This is a genomic window from Bacillus sp. FSL K6-3200 (assembly GCF_038630485.1).
In the GTDB taxonomy this organism is placed as follows: Bacteria; Bacillota; Bacilli; order Bacillales; family Bacillaceae; genus Bacillus; species Bacillus safensis.
Genome location: NZ_CP152032.1, coordinates 553,994 through 577,855 on the forward strand (window position 1 = coordinate 553,994; position 23,862 = coordinate 577,855).

A 23,862-nucleotide genomic window follows, 5' to 3' on the forward strand; every position below is an offset into this window, starting at 1 on the left:
TTTCTTCAATTCCTCATCATTAAAATTTTTATTAATTATCCTTTTTCCCCTTTTCTTTTGCAACAAATTTTAGTAATTTTAAAAAGGTGATTCTATTTTGCTAAAAGACCTCTTTATTAATTTAACAATTCTTGTCACTTTCCATTATTTATTTATGCTTGTGTTTAAAGAGAATTTTCTAAAGAAAGAAGATACCTTGCTCAGACAAATATGCAAAGGCATGCTTTCTGGGTTACTCGGTGTCCTTTTGATGTTCTTCTCTATTAAAACAGGACCAGCTATCATCGATTTAAGACATATTCCCCTTATTTTAACGGCCTTTTATGGAGGCATCGCTCAAACAATGATTGCAGCCTTTGTTGTCATCATTGGCCGATTATTAATTGAAGCCAACATCGCTTCTTCCATCAATATTTTTTCCATGATGTTTATCGCAACCTCTTCTTTTTTGATTGCAGAGCGTCATATGAATCATGTTGTGAAAATGCTGTTATCCATTACGATTGGTAATGTGATGGCCACAAGCCTGTTTATTATGGTCGTGCATGAGACATCATTTCAACTGCATTTTACTTATTGGGTTTTCTCATATATTGCTGGGTTGTTTAATTTTTATGTCATTGAGCATCAAACTAAAGCATATCAGCTGTTAAATTTGTATAAATTCCAAGCTCATTATGACTTTTTAACAGGTGTTTTAAATAAACGGAAGTTCGATGAGGTATTAAGTGATGCTTTTACTAAGAAGTTGAAGCAGCCTATCCATCAAATGTCCCTTATTTACCTAGACATCGATTACTTCAAAACCATCAATGATCAATATGGGCATCATGAGGGAGATATCGTTTTAAAAGAAATCGGTACAAGGCTGATTAAAAACACAAGAAGCTCTGATTATATTGGGCGGATTGGCGGTGAGGAATTCGCTGTCTTTCTACCAAATTGTACAATTGAAAAAACATGGCAGATTGCAGAACGCTTACGAAAAAAAATAGCAGATCAGCCGATTTATTTAAAAAATGGCATGTCCATTCACACTACGGTATCAATTGGGTGTGCTTATTCTTATGGAACGAGTGCAGACATCAAGCAATTACCGATTACAGCTGACCAGGAGCTCTATAAAGCGAAGGAGTCCGGCCGAAATCAAGTGAGCTTTTCAGAGAGAAAAAAAGACCAATTGACATAGGCATTTTCCTCAATTTGTTAGCGCTAATTATTTTTAAAAAAGTTTTCGTATAACAGTTGTTTTTTCCCGCAAACACTGGTAAAGTAAAGGTAATTATTTTTGTTCGTATCATCTTTAAGAAGAAAGTTTTGAAAGAGTTTTCGTCTTTGAAGTTTGTGTAAGAGCAAGAATAGTGAATTTAAGCGTTAAGATCGCTTTAGGAGGAAATTTCATGTTAGAAGGTAAAGTAAAATGGTTCAACTCTGAAAAAGGTTTCGGATTCATCGAAGTAGAAGGTCAAGACGATGTATTCGTTCACTTCTCTGCTATCCAAGGCGAAGGCTTCAAAACTTTAGAAGAAGGTCAAGCAGTTTCTTTCGAAATCGTTGAAGGTAACCGTGGACCACAAGCTGCTAACGTTAACAAAGCGTAATTTAAGAGCATCTGCTCTTTTAGCACTTTATAGAGTGAAGGAAAACCGCCCGGCTTTTGCCGGCGGTTTTTTTGTGCCATAAAAAAAAGAGAACCTGATGAAAGGTTCTCTTTTTTATTTGTCCTTCTGCTTTAGCTTCTGCAAAGCAGAACGATACATATCATCATTCATTTTTGTCTCTGGTTCTTCTTCTTTGACAGGTGGTTCTGGCTGCTTAAACTTTTGAAGCGCCTGTCTATAAAAATCATCGCCAGACGCAGCATCATCTGTTTGAGAAGGCTCTGACGCTTTTTTTTCAACCTCAGGTTCTACAGGTCTCGCCGCAGCCTTTGGCTCGCTATGCGGCACGTCAGGCTGATTGGAGACATCTTCTTTGATCTCTTCCTTATCGGCCGATGCGTGTCTGACATTGAATGCTACTAATCCAATAATGACTAGAACAGCAGCTACTAACGCTACAATAATCGTCGCCAAAAGAACCCTCTCCTTATCGCTTAAATGATGCAGTGACTGATGCTACACGTCTTCCTAGTGCTTTTCCGAGTTCAATGCCTTCAGTAGAAATTAATTCATCTGAATCAATCGGACATGTCACACCGGCTCCATAGTAAGAGCCGTATAAAGCATTCGCTGGAACATTTCCAGGAAGGCCGACAACAAGCATTCCTTGGTGGAACATTGGTGTAATCAAATTGTGCATTGTCATTTCTAAACCGCCGTGTGTTGTAGCAGTTGTACAGAAAACAGCCCCGACTTTATCGATTAGTTTTCCTTCTGCCCATAAGTAGCCAAGACGGTCAATCCATGTCTTTAACCCAGAACTAATGGTACCAAAGTGACCAGGGCAGCCCCAAATGATCGCATCCATTTGATCGAGCTTGCGAATGTCTGCATCTTTCACGTGATCAATGAATACTTCAGCTTGCTCTGTTTCACCTGCGCCTGCTGCAATCGCTTCTGCAAGTGCTTTTGTATGGTCACCTTCACTATCGTATACAACATAAATTTTCATGTACGGTCCCTCCACACTTATCTTGCATCTTGGTTTGCTTCCTTAGGTGCCGGAAGCAGTGATATTTCTTGTTTCTTATGCTGCTGTTCTTTTCGCTTTTTATCCTTACGTACATCTCGCAGGAACAAGCTGAGAATGACACCAGCCGCACAGAATAATGTCACCCACATGTAAGCATCATTGATGCCCATCACGTTTGAATCAACCTGTGCTTTCGTAAAGAGCTGGGTGGATACATATTTTTGAGCAGCTTCTGCTGTCATGCCCATATGATGCATCACATTCGATACAGCCGTCTGGAATGAATTCATAAAGAACGGGTCCGCTGTATTTGTTTGATCCGCCATATTGGAATAGTGGAATGTCGTCCGATTCGTATAAATCGTTGTGATCAAACTCGTACCGATGGAACCGCTAATTTGTCTTAATGTATTAGACATCGCTGTACCATGGCTGTTTAAGTGCTGTGGTAATTGGTTCATCCCTGCTGTCATAACCGGCATCATCAAGAGTGACATACCAAATGCACGTACTGCATACATGAGCACAATGTGACTATAGGAAGTATCAATTGTCAGCTTTGTAAACTCATATGTCGTAACAACGGTAATAAGCATCCCCACAATGGCAAGCGGACGAGGTCCAAATTTATCAAACAAGATCCCTGAAATCGGGGACATAATGAGCATCGCAAGTGCCCCTGGAAGCATTAATAGCCCAGATTGCAATGCCGTAAACCCAACGAGGTTTTGCAGATAAATCGGAAGTAAGAACATCCCTGTATATAAAGCAACCGTAATAATGATGTTAATGACACTTGATAATGAGAAAATGCTGTATTTAAATACGCGGAAATCAAGCATCGGATTATCAACTTTCAACTGTTGGAAAATAAAGAGAATGATCGCAATCGCACCAATAATAATCGTAGATAAGACGATCGGATCTGTCCAACCATCACTTCCTGCTTCACTCACTCCGTATAGAAGGGAAGCAAAACCGACGATTGAAAGAATCGCACCAAGACTGTCCAGCTTGATTTTTTTAGGCTCTACAATATTTTTAAACATAAAGAAAGCCGCGATAATGACAATCGCACCGATTGGCACAAGTCCATAAAACATAATACGCCAAGAATAATGTTCAATAATGTAACCAGATAATGTTGGTCCTACTGCAGGAGCAAACATCATCGCAAGACCAAAAATCCCCATTCCTTTCCCTCTGTTTTCCGGAGGGAAAATAAAAAGGATTGTTGTCATGACAAGCGGCTGTAAGATACCACCGCCGACAGCCTGAATCAAACGGCCGATGAGCATTGTTGAAAAGTTTGGCGCAATACCGCAAATAAATGTACCTAGCGTAAACGAAATCATAGCCACTAGGAATAAGCTGCGCTGTCCAAAACGTGTGATTAAGAACGCAGATAACGGAATCAGCACACCGTTGACAAGCATGTAGCCTGTGGTAAGCCACTGAATCGTCGTTGCACTTACATTAAATTCAGTCATTAAATGGGGCATGGCTACGTTCAAAAGCGTTTGGTTTAAAATCGCTACGAACAAACCGGCCATTAAAATGATCAGTAAAGACAAGGAGCCTGTTCCCTGTTTTGTCGCTGCAGGTTGATTTGCCATCTCAGACAACCTCCTTTCATTTTTTGATATCAATCATCATTAAGATGAAATTTTGACAGAAGCATTCATACCTGGAAGTACTTTGTCTGATGGGTTTTTAATTGAAATTTTCACTGCTACTTTTTGCGTTACTTTTGTATAGTTGCCACTTGAATTTGTTGCTGGCAGCATATTGAATGTTGAGTTTGTCGCATAACCAATTTGTTCAATGTTTCCTTCAAATGTTGTATCAGGATCGCCATCTACAACGATGTCGACTTTGTCGCCTTTTTCAATGTTTTTAATATCTGTTTCTTTAATATTTGCTGTGATGTAAAGCTTGCTTAAATCAATTGTTTCACCAAGAACTGTACCAGGCTGCACTTGTTGATTGTTTTGTACTTCTTTTTTGACTAATGTGCCATCAGCCACTGCTTTAATGTTTGTTTTTGTTTGTCCTTCAACTTTTGCAACCGTGCTGTCTTTTTCCACTTCGTCACCTTCGTTGATATCCCAGCCTTTGATTTGTCCAGCTGCTGGTGCTGTAATTTGATACATGTCACCTGTCACTTTTGCCTCATCTGTTTTAACAAAGTTTGTGCTTTCGTAGTAGTAATAAGCACCTCCAGCAATAATGGCAAGAATCACAATAAGGCCAATAATGTTCGTTAGCAATAAACGCCCTCTGTTCATGTTTTGTTTCTCCTTTCATGTATAAAAATATAGTGTCATCTGCTTTAGCAAACTTAGAATGCCCATCATCTGACAGAATATGAAACAAGCTCAACAATCTGTCCTTTTCCCTTCATCTACTCCCGCCCCTATCATGGTGTGCAGCCCATTTATACTTATTGTTCACTTATGAGCAAAGAGCAGAAAAAGAAGAAAAGACGATCGGCATCTTTTTTGAAAAACTTATATTTAACAAGATTAAATATTAATAAATGAAAATTGAAATGTCAAAGAGAAAGTTTTACTTTTTTTCTGGTGATCCTTTCCTTCTCCACACAAAAAAACCTTTCAGCCCTTATGCTGAAAGGTTTTTTCAAATGTGCTCGTTATGAATGAACTTCTTCCTGCTGAAAAAATTTTTTTAGTGCGAGAAAAACGTCTGATTTTTGCTTCAAAATATAATGCTTAAATTTCTCATCCTGAATATGCTTATATGCTGACATTAACGTAGAATGCCGGTTGTATTGATTCACTTCACCGTAACAGAATAAATTGGCTTTTTTCATGATCTCAGAAACAAGTTTCACACACCGGGCGTTGTCTGAGGTCAAATTGTCACCATCAGAAAAATGAAAAGGATAAATATTATATCGCGACGGCGGGTATCGTTCGTCTATGAGCTCTAGTGCCTTTCGATAGACAGACGAGCAAATGGTCCCCCCGCTCTCACCCCGTGAGAAGAAATGTTCTTCGTCTACCACCTTCGCCTCTGTATGGTGGGCAATAAATTCAATATCGACCGTCTCATACTTTGTCCGTAAGAAACGTGTCATCCAAAAGAAAAAACTTCTCGCCATATATTTTTCCCAAAGTCCCATACTTCCGCTCGTATCCATCATTGCCAAAACGACGGCTTTCGACTCTGGTTTGGTCACTTCATTCCACGTTTTATACTTGATATCCTCTGGGTAGATTGGATAAAAGGAAGGACTGCCTGTCATCGCATTTCGTTTAAATGCCGACAGCATTGTTCGTTTTTTGTGGATATTTCCTGTTAACCCGGTTTTACGAATATCGTTAAACTCAATTTGTTCGACAATGATGTCGTCAAGCTCCTTTTGCTTGAGGTTTGGCAGCTCCAGTTCACGAAACAGTGCTTCCTCGAGATCCATTAATGAGACTTCTGCTTCGTAATAATCCTCACCCGCTTGATCTCCAGCGCCCTGCCCCTTTCCTTGCCCCTGCTTACTGTCTGAGCCGTCGCGCGCAACAACATCGCCAACCTCACTGTCTCCATCGCCTTGACCCACATGCTTATTTTTGTCGTAGTTATACCGAATTTTATATTCATCTAATGAACGGATCGGAATTTTGACAACATCTTTTCCATTCGACATGATGATGCTTTCTTCTGTGACAAGGTCCGGCAAATTGTTTTTAATCGCCTCTTTGACTTTTTTCTGATGACGCTGCTGGTCGTCATAGCCTTTTCGATGGAGGGACCAGTCTTCCTGAGACACAATAAACTGACTTTTTTCTTGCCGGGACATCCATCCCCCTCCTCACCTATTTGCACAATTCTTCTAACCATCGATTCCTTTATCGTATGCTGCTCGTCATCCAAGTTGACGATCATTTCTAAAAAAGACATTACCGGTGCTGATGCGCCAATAATGCCTCCTTCATTTATTAACGATTCAGAAGACTGCCTACATATTTTAAAAGTTCATTTGCACTTGTTGAATTATAGCCATGCTCATCAATCAATCTAGCCACTACTTCATTGACCTTCTTCAGCTGCTGTTCATCCGGTGTCTTCGTCGATGTCGTGATTTTCACCACATCTTTTAGATCAGCAAATAACTTCTTCTGAATGGCCTCCCGCAATCTCTCATGTGAATTATAATCAAAGCGTTTTCCCTTTCTCGCATAAGCCGAAATACGAATCAGAATTTCTTCTCTAAATGCCTTTTTGGCGTTTTCAGAAATACCGATCTGCTCCTCAATTGAACGCATGAGTTTTTCATCAGGATTCATTTCTTCACCCGTTAACGGATCACGCAGCTTGTTTTTATTGCAGTATGCCTCGACATTATCTAAGTAATTATCCATCAGCGTTTTCGCAGACTCCTCATAGGAGTACACAAATGCCTTTTGCACTTCCTTCTTCGCAATATCATCATATTCTTTTCTCGCGACTGAAATGAAATTCAAATAACGCTCCCGGTCCTCGCTGGAGATAGACGGATGCTGATCGAGCCCTTCTTTTAAGGAACGAAGGACATCCAGTGCATTGATCGATTCCATATTCTTTCGAATGATCGTGGATGATATTCGATTGATCACATACCGCGGATCAATTCCGCTCATCCCTTCATCATGAAATTCCTTTTTCATCTCATCAATGTCGACTGATTGGAAGCCTTCGACACTTTCTCCGTCATACAGACGCATTTTTTTCACCAAATCAATATCAGAACGCTTCGGCTCTTTCAATCTCGTCAAAATGGAGAACATCGCCGCTACCTTCAGCGTATGGGGAGCAATATGCACATCTGAGACATCACTTTCTGAAATCATTTTATAATAAATGCGTTCTTCTTCTGTGACCTTTAAGTTATAAGGAATTGGCATCACAATAATTCTTGAATGCAAAGCCTCGTTCTTTTTATTTGAAATAAACGACCGGTACTCGGTTTCATTCGTATGGGCGACGATCAATTCATCTGCACTAATCAAGGCGAATCTTCCTGCCTTAAAATTTCCTTCCTGTGTTAATGACAGGAGGTGCCAGAGAAATTTCTCATCACACTTTAACATCTCCTGAAACTCCATCATCCCTCGGTTTGCCTTATTGAGTTCTCCATCAAAGCGGTACGCACGGGGATCTGACTCTGATCCAAATTCAGCAATAGTTGAAAAATCGATGCTTCCTGTTAAATCGGCAATGTCCTGAGATTTCGGATCAGACGGACTAAAGGTACCAATGCCGGTCCGTTTATCTTCAGAGAAAAAGATCCGCTCGACCCTTACATCCTCAATTCTGCCGCCATATTCCTCTTCCAGTCTCATCATGTTCAGAGGCGACAAATTCCCCTGTACACGAATCCCATATTCTCTATAGAAATCCTCCCGCAGATTTTGCGGAATGAGATGAAGCGGATCTTCGTGCATAGGGCAGCCTTTGATCGCATAAACTGCGCCATGATCTGTGAGTGAATATTCTTCAAGACCTCTTTTCAATCTAGTGACAAGCGTCGATTTCCCCCCGCTTACTGGTCCCATCAGTAATAAAATACGCTTCCTGACATCTAGTCGCTTTGCAGCAGGGTGAAAATATTCCTCTACTAATCTTTCGAGTGATTCCTCTAACCCAAACAGCTCCTGATCAAAAAATTTGTAGGTTCTGACCCCATTCTCCTCTTCAATCCCGCTGTCTTTAATCATATGATAAACGCGAGAATGAGCAGATTGAGCGACAAGTGGATTTTCCTTAATAATGTCTAAATAATCGCTGAATGTGCCTTCCCATTTGAGACGCTGCTCTTCTTCTCTGTGCTGTTCGATTTTCTTTAAAATATCCATATGAACCTCCTCTTTCAAGATTGAAGCTAGAAATCAGATACTGTTTTACAATCTATGCGGAGGCGTCCTATTACATGCTTTCGTTCTTCAAAATGACGAATTGGCAAACTGAATTGACAACCATCCGCAAGACCCTTCATAATAAAGGAAAAATAGGAGAAAAATGATTTTCTTCTCCTGCTTTTCAAGGTGAACTTCACATCATATGAAACAGGCAGCGAACGGAACAAAGGGATAAGGGGGAGCTTATATGAGAACGGTCATTATGATGGGCGTCATCATTACGTTTTTAGTATCCATTTTCACTGCTGGCTACGAAGGCAAGCCTGGTAAATGAAAAAAAGGATGTTCCATTTGCGGAACATCCTTTTCATTTAACATGTCAAAAAAAGTATGATTACGTCATATTTTTTATTCTTCTGTTTCTGATCTCATATAAAAAGCCGAGATCAGAATCTCGGCTTTTTTCATGATCTTATATGAGATCGCGATATTGCTGCTGGCGAAGTGCCTCATATACAAGAATGGCTGCCGTATTCGACAGATTTAGGGAACGAACATGCTCTGTCATCGGTAGACGAAGACAACGGTCCATATTCTGTTCAATCAAATCTTTTGGCAATCCACTTGTTTCTCTCCCAAAGACGAAGAAATAGTCTTCATCCAGCTGAGAGTAATCAAATGTCGTATGCGGCTTTTGGCCAAATTTTGTGATATAGAAAAATTGCCCCTTCGGATGAGCCTCAAACAATTCATCAAGTGAATCATGATAGACCACATTGGCATATTTCCAATAATCGAGTCCTGCACGCTTCAGCATTTTGTCATCTGTCGAAAAACCAAGCGGACGAATCAGATGAAGGGTTGTATTTGTTGCTGCACATGTACGCGCAATATTTCCAGTATTAGCTGGAATCTCTGGTTGATATAAAACGACATGAAGTCCCAAAAAAGTTCACCTCTAATTTTCTTTTCCGCTCAACATTATACCACTAACTATCCTTCGCGGCATCGTCCAAAATGTGAAAAAACATATAACGAATAGCAGGTGTATAGGCGGTCGAATCCTCGTATGACCAATAACGCATGCGGCAGTCATACGTCTGTGCATTCACAAGAGGCATTCCGCCTTTGTCATGATCAACGACAATGGTTGTATGATTATACCTTCCATCACCTTCAAAATCGTAGCAAATGACATCACCAATTTGAAGTTCGTGCGCTTCTTTGAGTTTCTTTGCTCTCAAACCCGCTTTCGAATTCGCTAAATAATTTTTCATCGAATGAGCCACCGTCCAGCTATAACTCCACGTATGCGGACGCACCCACCAGCCAGACCCGCGGTTCGGATATCCTCTCGTTGGCGCATTCCCTGCTTTCAAACATTGTGAAATAAAATTTGTACAGTTATCTTCAAAGTTTTTATAGGCTGGATTCCGCTTATTCCAGTATGTCTCCGCATACTGCACGGCTGCCCGCCGGTCATAGTGAAAAGCTCTGCCGAATTGTTCTTCGGTCTGAAAGCGCTCATCCATAAGCTCTTCCCTTTGCCGCTCTTCTAGCATCATCCGATCTTTGACAAGCATGTCGTTATAAAGGAACGCTTCTCTTTTTTCCACCTGTTCCTCTAAATAGAAAGAATCGTCTACATCCTTGCATACATAAGTGAGATGAGCAAGGTACTGCACATGTTGAGCTCCATCATCTTGTATGGCTGAATCGAGAAGTTTTGTTTTTGCTTTCGCCTTCACAATCTCAACCTGTCTTCTAGCAAAAAGCTCTTTTTTCCGCTCTACTGCTTCCACATCAGACATAAGCTGCGGCTGCTTGATTGCACGGTCATTGATTAAATACGCCAGCCTGTCTTCTAAAGTTTTCTCTAATAATTGTTTCACACAGACACCACCAAACATTATTTAAAATCTCTGTTTGGTTCATTCTATGTTCACAGGGATGTTATTTAGTATTTAAAGGTGTCTGCAGGAGCTCAATCCCTTTCACAATCTCCTCTTTTGCTTCTTCATCACTTTCCCGTTCAAGGGCATTTTCCAGCTCTGGAAGCTGCTGATCGTCGCCAATTTTGCCAATTGCCCAAGCAGCAGTTCCCCGAATGACCGGTCTCGGGTCCTTGTGCATCAACTCAATTAACACTGGTAAAGCAGATGTATCTTTAAAATGAGCGAGTGCCAAAATGGCATTCCGCTGAATGGGCTTTTTCCCCCGCCATGAACCTGAAACATGACCGTATTTTTCCTTAAACTCACGATTGCTGATCGTCAGAAGCGGCTTTAACAGCGGCTTCGCAATTTCAGGGTCCGGCTCCATTTCAGGATGCAGATGAAAGTCTTTTCCTTTATTGATCGGGCAGACGATTTGGCACGTATCACACCCGTACAATCGATTCCCTATTTTCGAACGAAACTCATCAGGTAAAAATCCTTTTGTCTGCGTTAAAAATGAAATACACCGCTGAGAATTCAGTTGTCCTGGATTCACCAGCGCACCCGTTGGACACGAATCCACACATTTATTGCAAGTTCCGCACTGATCTTCAATTTTCTCATCCGGTTCAAATGGGACATTTGTGATCATTTCAGCCAAATACACATAAGATCCAAACTCTGGCGTGATAATCATACAGTTTTTTGCACTAAAACCAATGCCCGCACGTTCCGCTACAGCACGATCAGACAATTCTCCTGTATCCACCATTGATTTTGTCCTTATATCGACATGCTTGCTTCGCAGAAATTCTTCGAGCATATCAAGCTTTTTTTTCAGCACAACATGATAATCCGTTCCCCATGAAGCCCGGCAAAAGATTCCCCTTCTCGCATCCTTAGTACTTCGTGGAGCATCTTTCATTTTGGAAGGATACGCGAGCGCTATCGCAACAATTGATTTGGCCTTCGGAAGCAGCAAAGAAGGGTTTGTCCGTTTTTCAATATCAGGCTCTTCAAAACCTGACAAATACCCTAACGATTCATGTAAGATGAGGCGGTCCTTTAATGAATCAAATGTATCGGCACTTGCAAAACGAATTTTATCGACACCAATTTCTTTCGCATATTGAATCAATTCTTCTTTTAATTCTCCAACATGAATCACCTTGCAAACCTCCTTTCTTTGTTTCTTCTGTTGTTTTCAGTATAATACGAGTGTATCATGACCGATTGGAGTGAGTCACTGTGAAGATACATATGGAAATTTCTCATCCTCAAAACCCGTCTATCCATGTTGGACAGATTGAATATTCGCATATTGAAGTGGGTACATCACCTCAAATGTTAAAAGGCCGCTTACGCCTGTTTCAAGAATCTTTATTTTTTGAATACGAAGATAAAGTCTTAGAAGAAGTACCAGCAATCAAAGAATGGACGGATCTTTTAAAAGACGTTCCTTTCCTTCCACTTCTTTCTGACATCCAAAAGGAACAATTTATTGACTCGACCAATTCCGTACAGGATTTGTCGATATTTTTCTCACTAAAATATTTTTTACCCATCCTGACATTAGATGCCGATCGCATAAAAGGACCGCTATCACTGGCAAAACATGAAGCTGGTCACATCGAATGGCAGGACGGCGCAGGATTGAATGGATTATTTTCTCAAGCAAGTAAAGCACAAATTTCTCAAGACACAAAGAACATTCTTCAAATCATCCTTTTCCCGCCATCTATTTCCCGGGAAAAGAGTGAAGCTCTTATTCAATCCTTGACGAAGATGTTTGTACAAATACATGGCGGAGAAAGCAAATATGAACTCATTGAAAAAGCACTGTAGCCTGACAGTGCTTTTTCACATTATACTGACATAATAAAAAACGCAACACTTCGTTTATCTAAGAAACGAAATACTGCGTTATAAACAAAATTATGTATTGGAGCGGGTGATGAGAATCGAACTCACGACATCAGCTTGGAAGGCTGAGGTTTTACCACTAAACTACACCCGCATCAATCTTTTAAAAGCAACGTCATCGCGTTGACTTTTATTATGTTACAACTTTCTTAACAATTCGTCAAGAGAATATGAAGATTTTTCGTCAAAAAACTTCATATTCTCCGTATATATTACGATAGTTATTTATCTAGCTGCAAATACACCAAATAAGCCTGCTTCACATCTTTTAATTCCTTTCTTAGATTCTTTTCAGAACCTGTTAAACCAGAAAACTCATAGTTCATTCCAGTTGTAATGGTAGTAGAAATTAATTTTTTCTCTCCAGGAGACATGTGAAAAATATCTGATTCTGTTATCGTTGTGTTTCCTCCTACGTCCTGATTAAAATCTATGCTAGTCGAGAGTTTTCTTAGTTCGTTGTTCTCTTTATCTACCCAAAAACCATACGTTGCTTTTAACAGATCATCTTTTTCCTCATCTAACTGATAGATAAAATTCACACTCTTATCGACACCATTTTGATGAAGTTTAATGGTGACATCTTTTGTGTCTTCTTTCAGTAATTGTCCATCCTTGTAATGCACACCAATTAAGGAAACGCTTTTATTACTTGCTTTCAGCCCATGCACTGTCATCATTAATTCGGGTTTATCTGCTGTTAATACATCCAAAAGATTTTTTTCACTCTTTGTTAGTTTCATTGGTTCAACAGTTACTTTATCGTGATTTGATGTTTCCTTATTTTTCTCTGTTGCAGGTTTATCTGATACCGTCTTCTCTGTCGTCGTTGTTTCTGCAGCCTTCTCGCCGCATCCTGCTAATAGAAAAACTGTGAAGATAAGAATGCTCCATTTTTTAAACATTGTGATCCCCTTTGATGTTTTTTATTTCTCATTATACTAAAATTTGGCTGATCATACAAAAAAAGATTAGGAAAATTCTCCTAACCTTTTGCTTTTTTCTGTTTCATGGCTGATAGGAGTGCCACAATGAGAAAACTCGCAGCAAAAATCACAATCATATAAATAAAAAAGTTTGGCTTGATCTGAAAAGTAAACGCGGACGAGCCTTCCATCTCAAAAGCGAGACTGTTAAATAATAAAGCATCATTCGTTTTTGATTGAAATAAATGATAGAACAGTACGCCGATTGTCAGCATTGGAAAGCCTAAGAACCCTAGAAAACTACCAACTATCGCGCCTTGTTTCATCGCCTGTACGTTCATGATCGTTGTCCTCCCATTCCTCCAAGCAATAACTGCTTCATAATGGACTTACCATCCCCCATAAACGGAAGAAGATAGAGTAATTGAATAAAATACGTGATTGAAAAAATGAAAAAAGCGGTCGAAACCGGGTTTTCTTTTAGAAATAAAATGGTCACAACGATGCCTGCTGCGCCAATCAAACCGGGAACGAGCGGTCCAAGCAGCGTAATCCATACCTGCTTTTTCTGAAATGGATCTAATACGGGTCTTACAAATTTCACTGACATCATGTCACTCGCAAAAAAGCCTTGAGGACCATCTCGCCCTGCAAATTTTCGATGCGCATAGCCATGTGCCGCTTCATGTAAAGCGGTTCCGGTAATTAACCCGAAATAAATAATCGTAAAATAAATCGCAATGGCTGCAATCGACGGATCGGGAATGAATAAAAAAGCGATCCCTGCCATGACCATGAAAAGCATCCAGAAAAAGATGATTTTACGCGTCACCATGAGCAAAGCCGTTCCAAAAATGTGAAGGAACGAATGACCAGTACAATCAAATCGTTCCTTCATTTTGACTTGATACTGCTTGAAAAATTGACAGCAGGCTGTCACAATCCGATATGGTGAATGATAATGAATAGACAGCAAGTGATGCTGATTCAATCCCGTCATCAACTGATAAAAGTCACGAGCAATCACCGACTCATCGACCTGAAACAAATCAGCGAGCTCTGCGGTAATACTCGCTTCTGTTCTTTTACCATCCACTTTCGTTAACATATGATAGGCACTTTCATTGATCGGGAGTGTGCTTCCATACTGCGTATCCGTGAGATGCCTCTTTTGCAAGGTCACATACGGCGCTAGTGCCGGCACCCGCTCAATCTTTAGCTTATTGTTAAGAAGTTGAATCATGTGAATACCTCCATGAAAAACCTTTGTATATGGCAAAGATGAGCAGACCCTCAAATGCAGCCACAAGCAGCCACTGAAGCGCTTGACTAGACGCCCCTATGACATAGTTCCCAATAAAAACAATCGGAATCATGAGTAAAATAAGCGCTCCAAATGAAAAAATGCCTGTGTAGGGATTGTTTCGATCAAGAGGAAGTAAAATACCTACCACATAAAAAAGCGCAGTGGCATTGCATAAGACAGCGGCACCAATCAATACGTGCCAAATCTGTTCAGGAAGCGTCAGCGTTGTCAGCATGAATAAAACAATTTGCAGTACACCAACGAGCAGAAGGCCGATAAACTTATACAAAGCTACTTCCCACGATCTCAGGCCAAATGTTTTATACATCCCCAGCATTCGTTTATCATTGCCAAACGAATTGAAAGCTGTTAATCCAGCAAGAGCGCATAGAACAAAAAATGCTTCTTCTTCAAATCGGAATCCAAACTGATAACGGACAAATAAGATCACAATGAGGAGAATAAGGAAATTTAAAATATTTTCTTCATTTCGCACCTGTGACTTCATTTCCTTCACAATAAGTGACCACTTCTTCGAAGAAGAGAACGGCAGTTTGTGTAAAAAGGTTAACGCTTTTTTCTCTGCCATAATCGGCATCATCGCAAGAGAAAGAAATGCGCCGCCTGCCGATAAGAGGATGAACAGAATCAAGACGGCATAATTTACCCCTTCAGGAGACATTCCTTGTCCCGCTAGAAAAAACGGAACTGTAAAATACATCAAATGATAATCAAACTGTATATATGATTGCTGAATTTGGCTAATATCAAAGTGCGTCAATCCATACGCGACAACCAGTGCCAATAAAACAAATATCGCTGCAAATTTTTGCAACGGTAATTTTAATTTCAGAACGAGCAAATAAGTAATATTGTAAATAAACTGCAGCAGCATTAAGACAAAAAGCGACTGCAAAAGCACCATCAAAAAGAAAGTAAAAATAAAGAAAATACCAATTCCCTGGGCAATAAAATTAGGTAAAAGCAGAATGCCGATAAAAAATAAAACAAGCCCTGTCACTACTGTCACCATCGGAATGAAGTAACCAAAACTTTTCTGAAAGGTAGAGAGCGGGAACCAGCTAAGCTGCATAGAAAACCGGTCTTGTTCAGGTGTTCTGACCTTGATCAAAACGAATAACAAGCTTGTAAAAATGGAGGCATTAATCGCCATTGACACGACGAGTAATCCGAGTGAACGTTCATCTCCGTTTAAGAAAGCCTTCATAAAGACACCCGTAAAGCTGTATCCGATAATGGCTCCCATTGTGACGGCAAACAAAAAGAATAAGACCACAATGATCCGCTTCGTTTGAGTATCAAAGAGCTTATACATCTCCTGCTGCCACATTTTAAGCATCATTTTAGAAATGATTAATGATTTCATCAAAATGTGCACCCCTATCACTTAACATTGAAGCTTTCAGAAACACCTGTTCCAGTGTGCTTGATTGATACTTCTCCTTTAGGGCTGAGACCGTTCCTTCATCCATTTTATCTCCTTTAGAAATAATGGCGATTTTGTGGCACAGCTCTTCCGCTGAAAGCATATCATGCGTTGAAAGCAAGATCGCACCATGGTGCTCGGCATACCGCTTCATCAGTTTCTTTGTGTTTATAACCGCTTCAATATCAAGTCCTCTAAAGGGCTCATCCATGATCACCAATTGACTATCAAGCATAAATGCTGCAATCAGCTGTGTCTTTTTTTTCATACCATGTGAATAAGTTTCGATCGGTCTTGATAAGGCCGAGTCCATATCAAACAGTTCAATTAGTTGATTTCTTCTGTGAATTGTTTTACATTCATACATAGAAGAAACAAAATCTAAATATTCAGCACCAGTCAATGCTTCAGGGAGCAGCAGGTCATCTGGAACATAGGCTACTTGTTTTTTAAAGGATGGTTCATCATTTGTGACGTCCTGCAAGTGAATCCTTCCTTCTGTATGCTTAATAATGCCGAGTATACAGTTAATCATCGTTGTTTTACCCGAACCATTCGGTCCAGCAACAGCAACGATTTGATGAGGGTCGATCTTTAAATGAAAATCATTGACAGCAGTCACGTTATTTTTATACGTCTTGGTTAAATTCTCAATCGTAAACATATAACCTCCAAGTGTCTGCATATTCTTTAAAAACAGATCAGGCTAAACCGCCCGCCACAGACGGTTTAGCCCTGGTGTCTTATCTAAGAAGTAAAAAGATGAATCCTAAGTATAGCTACTTACATTCAATTTGGACTTTTAAGCCACTTTCCCACTGAACGGCTCCTGTAAAGCTACCCTTGCCGTTTGCTAAACACCAAACTGCTGCTCCTAGAACAACTGTTGCTCCCAATCCAAGAAGGACAGCAACAAATACTAAGAACCAAGCTTGGTCCATAATAGCAGGTTCCATAGTGGAATAGTCAACTTGCGGCGCTGCATAAGTCATACTTTTCACCTCCCAGCTTATGATGATCGTATCATAGGCGTCACACTCCAAACATCTACAGAACATCCCATTTTTGACCGAACATACATTTGATTAAAATGTGACTTTTTATTCAATTATTCACTTTCAACTGCTCAAACCCTCTCTTATTTACTAGATTTCGACACCCTATAAGAACCACAAAACCCATATAATGTCAATTTGGCCATCTTTTTTCTTTCTTTTTTGAAATAGTTCATATTTATCATCTGTGATATATGTTCTTTCTTTTTTGTGAGATAGCAAGAATTCCCCCGATATATCAGATATAAAAGTCCTGATTATATGTCGCAATAACGTCAATTATGAAATATTTACTGATAATTCCGATAAAAGAGTGAGCATATTTTCCTTCTTCTCTTGGCTCTGAAAATATGTATATACAAGAAAATCGATTGGGAAAAAAGCCCTTGCCTTTTTTCAGCAGCACACAACATATGACTTGCTCCTTTCTATGAAAAAAAGCAAAGCAGCCATCGCAGACTGCTTTGCTTTTTCATATTTATGAGGAACTAGCAGCAGAGGCTGCATCTGGAAAATGATTGTTCCCAATGATTTCACCAGCTGGCACAGAGAGTCCTGTATTCCCTGATCTCTTGAATGGAAGGAGCGGGAAAACAAGCTCTGCTAAATAATAAGCTTCTTCTAAGTGCGGGTATCCAGAAAATATAAATGTATCAATGCCTAGAGACTGGTATTCTATGATACGATCTGCTACTGTTTGCGGGTCTCCGACGAGTGCTGTTCCTGCACCGCCGCGTACTAAACCAATGCCTGCCCAAAGATTTGGGCTGATTTCAAGTTTGCCTTTCCTCCCTTGGTGCAATTCCACCATTCGTCTTTGACCTACCGAGTCCATCCCCTGTAACACTTTTTGCGCCTCATCAATTGTTTTTTGATCCAAATGACGAATCAGATGTTCCGCTGCCTGCCATGCCTCCTCTTCGGTATCTCTCACGATCACATGAAGACGAATGCCAAACTTCACCGTTCTTCCTTCCTTTTCAGCCTGTTTCTTCACTTGAGCAATTTTCTCTTTTACTTGTGCAGGCGGTTCGCCCCAAGTTAAATAAACATCTGTATGCTTGGCGGCTGTTTGAATTCCTGCTGATGATGATCCGCCAAAAAAGACTGGTGGATGGGGTGTTTGAGCTGGTGGGAATAACAGCCGGCCATTCTCCGCTTGTAGATGTTTGCCATGAAATTGTACATTTTCTCCTTTCAATAACCGCTTCCAAATCGTCAAAAACTCTTCTGCTGCCTCATAGCGTTCATCATGAGAAATGAACAGCCCATCCCCTTCAAGCTCCTCTTTACTTCCCCCTGCTACCACATTAATCAGCAGCCTCCCGCCTGAAAGACGATCCAATGTAGAAGTCATTCTAGCAGCAACAGACGGCTGCATCAGCCCTGGTCTAAGAGCCACGAGGAACTTTAAATGAGTTGTTTCAGCAGCTAAAGCAGCTGCCGTCAGCCATGGATCTTCACATGATCTCCCAGTAGGCAGCAAGACCCCTGTATACCCAAGCTGATCAGCAGCTTGAGCAATTTGTTTAAAATATGGATAGTCTGCGTGTCTTGCCCCTTTCGCTGAACCTAAATAACGGCCGTCTCCATGCGTTGGAATAAACCATAAAATATTCATGACATCGCCCCCTGTTATTATTCACCTTGATAACTAGTGCGCCACTTGAGCAGACGCTTTTCTAACAGACGTACAAATGAATCTGTCAGCTTACCAACTACTGCAAAGATGATAATTCCTACAAACACTTTATCCGTTTGAGAGAATTGCCTTGCATCCATAATCATATAGCCTACCCCGCTGCTTGAACCCATCAACTCAGCTACCACTAGTCCAAGCCAAGCAATTCCTAATGACAGTCTCACGCCCAGAAGAATATGAGGAAGAGCAGCCGGTAAAATCAGCTTTGTGATGCTTTGATACAGATTAAACTCTAAAGCGCGAGCCACATCAAACAGCTTATTATCTACACTGCGAATACCTAGAAAAGTATTAATATAAATCGGAAAAAAAGCCCCAAGTGCAATCAATAAAATTTTCGCCGTTTCATCAAAGCCAAACCAGAGGATAAATAAAGGAGTGACCGCTAAATGTGGAACGGTTCTCAGCATTTGCAACGTCGGATCTACATACTGCTCTGTTTTTTTAGAAAACCCTACGCATACGCCCAGCAAAAGACCTAAACCACCCCCAAGTAAAAATCCACATATCGCTCGATAAAGGCTGATGTAAAGATGACCAAACAGTTCACCAGAACGAAATAAATCTCGAAAAGATTCTGCAATCAAGACAGGCGCAGGAAGTACAGTGGAAGAAACGATTTGAGAACCAGCTATGATCTGCCAAACCGCAATAAGTAGAACAGGTAATACCAGTCCCTTTAACTTATATAAAGAAGAAGCTTTTCTCCTTTTTTTCTTTGACCGCTCAATTTTAGATGCTAAAGCCGGGTTCGAAATAGCTTTCATTTACTCATCTCCTCTTTTAGCATTTTTTCAATAAACGAATTATCTACAACCTGATTGACATCAATTTTCCGCTGGATCGCCTTTGTTTTATATTGAAAATCAGCGGTATGCTGCTGAGCATTGATGATCTTCTTCGAAATGGGCTTATTGAGTGGTTCCGTATTGTTTAATACTTGTGTAACGACCTTCTTATCTAAATTTTTTAAACGCGCATATAGAGTAACAGCCTCTTCTGGATGTGATTTCTGCCACTTCACCGCATGGTCATATACCTTTAAAAATTTCACTACTAGTTCAGGATGCTGATCAGCAAACTGAGTGCGAACAAGTGTGAAACCTGGAGAATATAAATCAGTCGCTTCCCCATTCACCAGCAGCTTTGCTCCTTTCTTGATCGTTTCAAGTGATAAGAACGGCTCCCAGATCGACCAAGCATCAACGGATCCATTTTCAAATGCTGATATCGCTTCATCTGGCTGTAGCTGAATGATCTGAACATCCTTCGCAGATAAACCTGCCTGATCTAATACCTTGTATAAAAAATCAAAGCCACTGCTCCCTTTAGCGACAGCAATTTTTTTCCCTTTTAAGTCTTCTACTTTTTGAATCTCACTGTTCTTATTCACTAAAATACCGTTCGCTTTCAGCCCATCCTGAGATAAACCAATTTCCTTAAAATTAATACCAGCTGCCTGACCTGATATGACAGGTGAGTTTCCAACTTGCGAGAAATCTAATTGATTTGCAGCAAGTCCTTCAAATTGGGGAGGACCACTTTGAAACTCCACCCACTTTACCTTCACTCCTTCTTTTTCAAATGATTGTTCAAACCACCCTTTTTCCTTTGCTAAAAGCAGCGGGCTCAAACTTTGCTGAATCCCAATCCGAATTTCTTTCACCTTGTTTTCTGAGCCGTCTGCTGCTTGACCACACCCTGCTAAAACAAGGAGAAGACTCAAAAAAATCATGATCATTTGTATCTTTTTCATGCGATTTCCCCTCCCTAAATCCCTGATCCATCAGTTAGTAACAATTCATCTGTTTTCTCAAATTCCGAAAGCACCTTTTGTCTTAAATGTTGAAAAGAGGTTGACGTTCTATCACGCGGAAAAGGCAGATTCACAGGAAGAATTTTATGGATTCGGCCAGGTCTCGCTTGCATTAGCACAATTTCATTTCCTAAATAAATCGATTCATCAATATCATGAGTAACGAGCATCATCGTTGTTTTTTTCTCCTGCCAAATATCCAGCAGCACATCCTGCAAGTGTTTTCGTGTGAATGCATCCAGCGCACCAAATGGTTCATCAAGCAATAAGATCTCCGGATCACGAAGGAGTGCTCTCGCAATGGCAACCCGTTGTGACATTCCTCCTGAAAGCTCATGTGGATAAGCATGTTCAAATCCTTTTAATCGAACAATTTCAATCAATTCATCCACTTTACGGCGTACATCCTGTTGTTTTAAATTGAAATTGGCTGCTATGTTTTCTTCCACTGTCAGCCATGGAAACAGGCGGTGTTCCTGAAAGATAAAGCCCTGTTTCATTCCAGGTTCTGTGATCCGTCTGTCTCCTATTAAAATTTGCCCATCATACACTGTGTCGAGCCCGCTTATGATCTTTAGCAATGTACTTTTCCCGCATCCACTTGGACCTATCACTGTTACAAATTCACCTGGACTAATGCTCAATCTTAAGTCTTCAAGTACCCGAATGGACTGTTTGTCTTTCCAAAAGGATTTATCCACAATATCAATTGAAATCGTCATAGAAACCTCCACTCCTCTTGCGATCAGATAAATACACAGAAAGGCCCTTATCCCAAAAAAGAGATAAGAGCCTTCGTGTTGTCCGATCAGCTAATCATATTGATTTGTTAGCACCATCCTAAATCATACTAATCATATAAATCAACTCAATTTTATAAAATGGTTATTTTGTCCTTGTATGCTTTTCATCGATTCGATCGTAAATCGCTTCTATTCGTTCCTTGTTACTGTAAATCTCATATTTGTTGCGCTCAATCAATATGTCTAGTGTGATATCCATATGTTTTCTGTATTTTTTTCGTTTTTTCTTTTTTTCCATCTTCATCATCCTTTCTCATTCAAATAAAAAAAGGCTCTTCACTCATATTTGAGTGATAGAGCCTTCGGTTGACCGATCAGCCATTCTTGTTCGTGTTTTCAGTATGCTCATGTTAATACACACTATTCCTACCTGTCAACTACATTTATTGTTTTTTCAGATTTATCTAAAAAATGATTGACCAAGCAAGGAACAAGATTTATAGTCTTATTAAATATTTCTTATCAAAACAGTTGGTTTTATCTAACAAAAGGAGGATACACCCATGTCAGAAGAACGTCCATTTCGTTTAGAAACAAAAGCCATTCACGCAGGTCAGGAGCTTGATTCAGCGACCTATTCAAGAGCCGTGCCTATTTACCAAACGAGCTCCTTTGGTTTTAGAGATAGTGAGCATGCAGCGAATTTATTTGGTCTTCAGGAACCGGGAAATATTTATTCACGTATTATGAACCCTACAAATGACGTATTTGAAAAGCGTATCGCTGAGCTTGAAGGTGGAATTGGTGCACTTGCTGTTTCTTCTGGACAAGCAGCGACGACTTATTCTATTTTAAACATTGCAGGAGCCGGAGATGAAATCGTTTCCTCAAGCAGTCTTTATGGCGGCACCTACAATTTATTTGCCCATACACTCAAAAAACTTGGAATTACAGTAAAATTCGTCGATTCATCCAACCTTGAAGAACTCGAAGCAGCGATCACAGACAAAACAAAGGCAGTGTATGCAGAGAGCATTGGGAATCCAAAAGGCGACATTTTACATATTGAAGCCATCTCAGCCATTGCACACAAGCATCATATCCCGCTTATTGTGGACAACACACTCGCCAGCCCTTATTTATTAAGACCTATTGAGTTCGGTGCTGACATTGTTGTCCACTCAGCGACGAAATTTATTGGCGGTCATGGTACATCAATTGGCGGTGTCATCGTTGATAGCGGCCGATTCCCTTGGGCTGACAGCGATAAGTTCAAAGGGCTGACTGAACCAGATCCAAGCTATCACGGGCTGACATATACAGAAGCAATTGGAGAAGCGGCTTATATCACAAAAGCACGAGTACAGCTCTTACGTGATTTAGGGGCAGCTCTGTCGCCATTCAACTCATTTTTACTTCTGCAAGGTTTAGAAACATTACACCTTCGTCTTGAGCGGCATAGTGAAAATGCTTTGAAAACAGCACAATTCTTACAGGATCATCCTCTTGTCGATTGGGTAAGCTATCCGGGCCTTGAAAGTCACGAATCCTATGAGCTTGCTCAAACCTATTTACCAAAAGGACAAGGCGCGATCCTCACATTCGGTATTAAAGGTGGACGCGAAGCAGGTAAAAAGCTCATTGATTCTGTGAAGCTTTTCTCCCATCTAGCAAACGTGGGCGATTCTAAATCTCTCATCATTCATCCTGCCAGCACAACGCATCAACAATTAAGTGAGGCAGAACAAAAAGCAACAGGTGTCACACCAGAGCTCATTCGTTTATCTGTTGGGACAGAAGCGATTGAAGATATTCTTGCAGATCTTGAACAGGCGATTACAAAAAGTCAGTCTGAATGACATAGAAAAAAGCACACAGCTGTGTGCTTTTTTATTGTTTATTATTGATTGAGTAATCGAATGTCTTGGAAAGGATAAAATACAAATGAGGTAGTTCCTTGAATATCACGCTTTGTAAAAAGACCTAAGCCGTTGCGGCTGTCCATTGAATTTTGGCGATTGTCCCCCATGACAAAGTACTTTCCTTTTGGAACAGTAAGAGGACCAAAATCAGGTGTCAGCAAGGTGCCATCTGCAGCTGCTTTCTTTTTGTTTGACGCTAAGTAAGGCTCCGCCACTTTTTTTCCATTAACATATAGCTGATCATTTTTCATTTCAATTTTATCACCAGGTAAACCAATCAATCGTTTGACATAATGGGTGCTGCGGTCTTCCCCATCAAGAACAATGATCTGGCCCCGTTTATAATCACCGAAATAATCAACTGTTTTATTCACAAACACCCGCTCTGTATCATGCAATGTCGGATACATAGAAGATCCTTTGACAATGTATGGCGCGAATAAAAAGTTCCGGATGATAAAAACAGCAATAAATGCGATTAAGATGGCTTTGATCCAGCCCCATAATTCTGATTTCTTTTTTTGTGTTTTTGTATTTGTTGTCATAAGCTCCTCCTGAATTCCCCAAGGACGAAATGTGTGTCACCAGCTGCTGGC

25 protein-coding genes and 1 tRNA gene are annotated in these 23,862 nt (G+C 40.3%); 4 read left to right on the forward strand and 22 right to left on the reverse strand.

Annotation, left to right across the window (positions count from 1 at the left end):
- The first annotated feature begins 97 nt into the window (after positions 1–97).
- Together MHI60_RS02865 and cspB are read left to right on the forward strand one after the other, a co-directional pair.
- Entirely contained in the window at positions 98–1,189 is a 1,092-nt protein-coding gene (locus tag MHI60_RS02865; protein WP_144469993.1) for a diguanylate cyclase, read from the forward strand.
- Between the two features lie 211 nt (positions 1,190–1,400).
- Positions 1,401–1,601, forward strand: coding sequence for a cold shock-like protein CspB (gene cspB / locus MHI60_RS02870; RefSeq protein ID WP_003212277.1), 201 nt, complete (start codon positions 1,401–1,403; stop codon positions 1,599–1,601).
- A 114-nt stretch (positions 1,602–1,715) separates the two neighbouring features.
- Here cspB and MHI60_RS02875 read toward each other — a convergent pair whose 3' ends face one another.
- The 9 genes from MHI60_RS02875 to queG all read right to left on the reverse strand — a co-directional run bounded on the left by MHI60_RS02875 (position 1,716) and on the right by queG (position 11,591).
- Positions 1,716–2,075 carry a hypothetical protein gene (locus MHI60_RS02875; RefSeq protein ID WP_095408060.1) on the reverse strand — a complete coding sequence of 120 codons (360 nt, stop codon included), beginning with the start codon at positions 2,073–2,075 and terminating at the stop codon, positions 1,716–1,718.
- Positions 2,076–2,088: 13 nt separating this feature from the next.
- On the reverse strand, positions 2,089–2,613 hold the full coding sequence (locus MHI60_RS02880) for a flavodoxin family protein (RefSeq protein ID WP_144469991.1): 525 nt from the start codon (positions 2,611–2,613) through the stop codon (positions 2,089–2,091).
- Between the two features lie 17 nt (positions 2,614–2,630).
- Positions 2,631–4,250, reverse strand: coding sequence for a DHA2 family efflux MFS transporter permease subunit (locus tag MHI60_RS02885; RefSeq protein WP_095408059.1), 1,620 nt, complete (start codon positions 4,248–4,250; stop codon positions 2,631–2,633).
- Positions 4,251–4,289: 39 nt separating this feature from the next.
- On the reverse strand, positions 4,290–4,922 hold the full coding sequence (locus MHI60_RS02890; protein WP_087978746.1) for an HlyD family efflux transporter periplasmic adaptor subunit: 633 nt from the start codon (positions 4,920–4,922) through the stop codon (positions 4,290–4,292).
- Between the two features lie 365 nt (positions 4,923–5,287).
- Positions 5,288–6,451, reverse strand: a complete 1,164-nt coding sequence (gene yhbH / locus MHI60_RS02895) for a sporulation protein YhbH (RefSeq protein WP_034282299.1) — start codon at positions 6,449–6,451, stop codon at positions 5,288–5,290.
- Positions 6,452–6,590: 139 nt separating this feature from the next.
- Positions 6,591–8,486: a PrkA family serine protein kinase gene (locus MHI60_RS02900; protein ID WP_111291904.1), complete on the reverse strand. Its 1,896-nt coding sequence runs from the start codon at positions 8,484–8,486 to the stop codon at positions 6,591–6,593.
- Between the two features lie 475 nt (positions 8,487–8,961).
- Positions 8,962–9,435, reverse strand: coding sequence for a tRNA (uridine(34)/cytosine(34)/5-carboxymethylaminomethyluridine(34)-2'-O)-methyltransferase TrmL (gene trmL / locus MHI60_RS02905; protein WP_034282301.1), 474 nt, complete (start codon positions 9,433–9,435; stop codon positions 8,962–8,964).
- Positions 9,436–9,478: 43 nt separating this feature from the next.
- The gene (locus MHI60_RS02910; RefSeq protein ID WP_095408671.1) at positions 9,479–10,381 is read right to left on the reverse strand and encodes an amidase domain-containing protein; all 903 of its coding nucleotides are present in this window, start codon (positions 10,379–10,381) and stop codon (positions 9,479–9,481) included.
- Positions 10,382–10,442: 61 nt separating this feature from the next.
- Positions 10,443–11,591, reverse strand: coding sequence for a tRNA epoxyqueuosine(34) reductase QueG (queG, locus tag MHI60_RS02915; RefSeq protein WP_144471492.1), 1,149 nt, complete (start codon positions 11,589–11,591; stop codon positions 10,443–10,445).
- Positions 11,592–11,674: 83 nt separating this feature from the next.
- Here queG and MHI60_RS02920 point away from each other — a divergent pair, with 83 nt between their 5' ends.
- Positions 11,675–12,271, forward strand: a complete 597-nt coding sequence (locus tag MHI60_RS02920) for a hypothetical protein (protein ID WP_260856395.1) — start codon at positions 11,675–11,677, stop codon at positions 12,269–12,271.
- 98 nt (positions 12,272–12,369) lie between these two features.
- Here the strand turns inward: MHI60_RS02920 and MHI60_RS02925 are convergent.
- From MHI60_RS02925 to MHI60_RS02980, 12 genes are all read right to left on the reverse strand, one after another.
- A tRNA-Gly gene (locus MHI60_RS02925) sits at positions 12,370–12,443 on the reverse strand.
- A 127-nt stretch (positions 12,444–12,570) separates the two neighbouring features.
- Positions 12,571–13,254, reverse strand: coding sequence for a hypothetical protein (locus tag MHI60_RS02930; protein ID WP_144469989.1), 684 nt, complete (start codon positions 13,252–13,254; stop codon positions 12,571–12,573).
- 80 nt (positions 13,255–13,334) lie between these two features.
- Entirely contained in the window at positions 13,335–13,616 is a 282-nt protein-coding gene (locus tag MHI60_RS02935) for a hypothetical protein (protein ID WP_144469987.1), read from the reverse strand.
- A complete protein-coding gene (locus MHI60_RS02940; RefSeq protein WP_144469985.1) occupies positions 13,613–14,518 on the reverse strand; it encodes a PqqD family protein in 906 nt (301 codons plus the stop codon). The genes MHI60_RS02935 and MHI60_RS02940 overlap by 4 nt, the downstream gene beginning before the upstream one ends.
- Entirely contained in the window at positions 14,502–15,968 is a 1,467-nt protein-coding gene (locus MHI60_RS02945) for a hypothetical protein (RefSeq protein ID WP_144469984.1), read from the reverse strand. The genes MHI60_RS02940 and MHI60_RS02945 overlap by 17 nt, the downstream gene beginning before the upstream one ends.
- Entirely contained in the window at positions 15,946–16,692 is a 747-nt protein-coding gene (locus tag MHI60_RS02950; protein WP_144469982.1) for an ABC transporter ATP-binding protein, read from the reverse strand. The genes MHI60_RS02945 and MHI60_RS02950 overlap by 23 nt, the downstream gene beginning before the upstream one ends.
- Before the next feature lie 115 nt (positions 16,693–16,807).
- Positions 16,808–17,020 carry a hypothetical protein gene (locus MHI60_RS02955; RefSeq protein WP_003211695.1) on the reverse strand — a complete coding sequence of 71 codons (213 nt, stop codon included), beginning with the start codon at positions 17,018–17,020 and terminating at the stop codon, positions 16,808–16,810.
- A gap of 541 nt (positions 17,021–17,561) precedes the next feature.
- Positions 17,562–18,704, reverse strand: a complete 1,143-nt coding sequence (gene ssuD, locus MHI60_RS02960; protein WP_144485642.1) for an FMNH2-dependent alkanesulfonate monooxygenase — start codon at positions 18,702–18,704, stop codon at positions 17,562–17,564.
- A 17-nt stretch (positions 18,705–18,721) separates the two neighbouring features.
- Entirely contained in the window at positions 18,722–19,552 is an 831-nt protein-coding gene (locus tag MHI60_RS02965; protein WP_144485644.1) for an ABC transporter permease, read from the reverse strand.
- The gene (locus tag MHI60_RS02970) at positions 19,549–20,541 is read right to left on the reverse strand and encodes an aliphatic sulfonate ABC transporter substrate-binding protein (RefSeq protein ID WP_144485646.1); all 993 of its coding nucleotides are present in this window, start codon (positions 20,539–20,541) and stop codon (positions 19,549–19,551) included. The genes MHI60_RS02965 and MHI60_RS02970 overlap by 4 nt, the downstream gene beginning before the upstream one ends.
- Before the next feature lie 14 nt (positions 20,542–20,555).
- Positions 20,556–21,323 (reverse strand): ABC transporter ATP-binding protein, encoded by a 768-nt coding sequence (locus MHI60_RS02975; protein ID WP_144485648.1) that lies wholly within the window; start codon positions 21,321–21,323, stop codon positions 20,556–20,558.
- A 163-nt stretch (positions 21,324–21,486) separates the two neighbouring features.
- The gene (locus MHI60_RS02980; protein WP_048240183.1) at positions 21,487–21,642 is read right to left on the reverse strand and encodes an FbpB family small basic protein; all 156 of its coding nucleotides are present in this window, start codon (positions 21,640–21,642) and stop codon (positions 21,487–21,489) included.
- Positions 21,643–21,907: 265 nt separating this feature from the next.
- Between MHI60_RS02980 and MHI60_RS02985 the strand changes: the two genes are divergently transcribed.
- Entirely contained in the window at positions 21,908–23,203 is a 1,296-nt protein-coding gene (locus MHI60_RS02985) for a homocysteine synthase (protein WP_095408047.1), read from the forward strand.
- Positions 23,204–23,244: 41 nt separating this feature from the next.
- Here MHI60_RS02985 and lepB read toward each other — a convergent pair whose 3' ends face one another.
- Positions 23,245–23,811, reverse strand: coding sequence for a signal peptidase I (gene lepB, locus MHI60_RS02990; RefSeq protein WP_144469974.1), 567 nt, complete (start codon positions 23,809–23,811; stop codon positions 23,245–23,247).
- Positions 23,812–23,862: the final 51 nt, after the last annotated feature.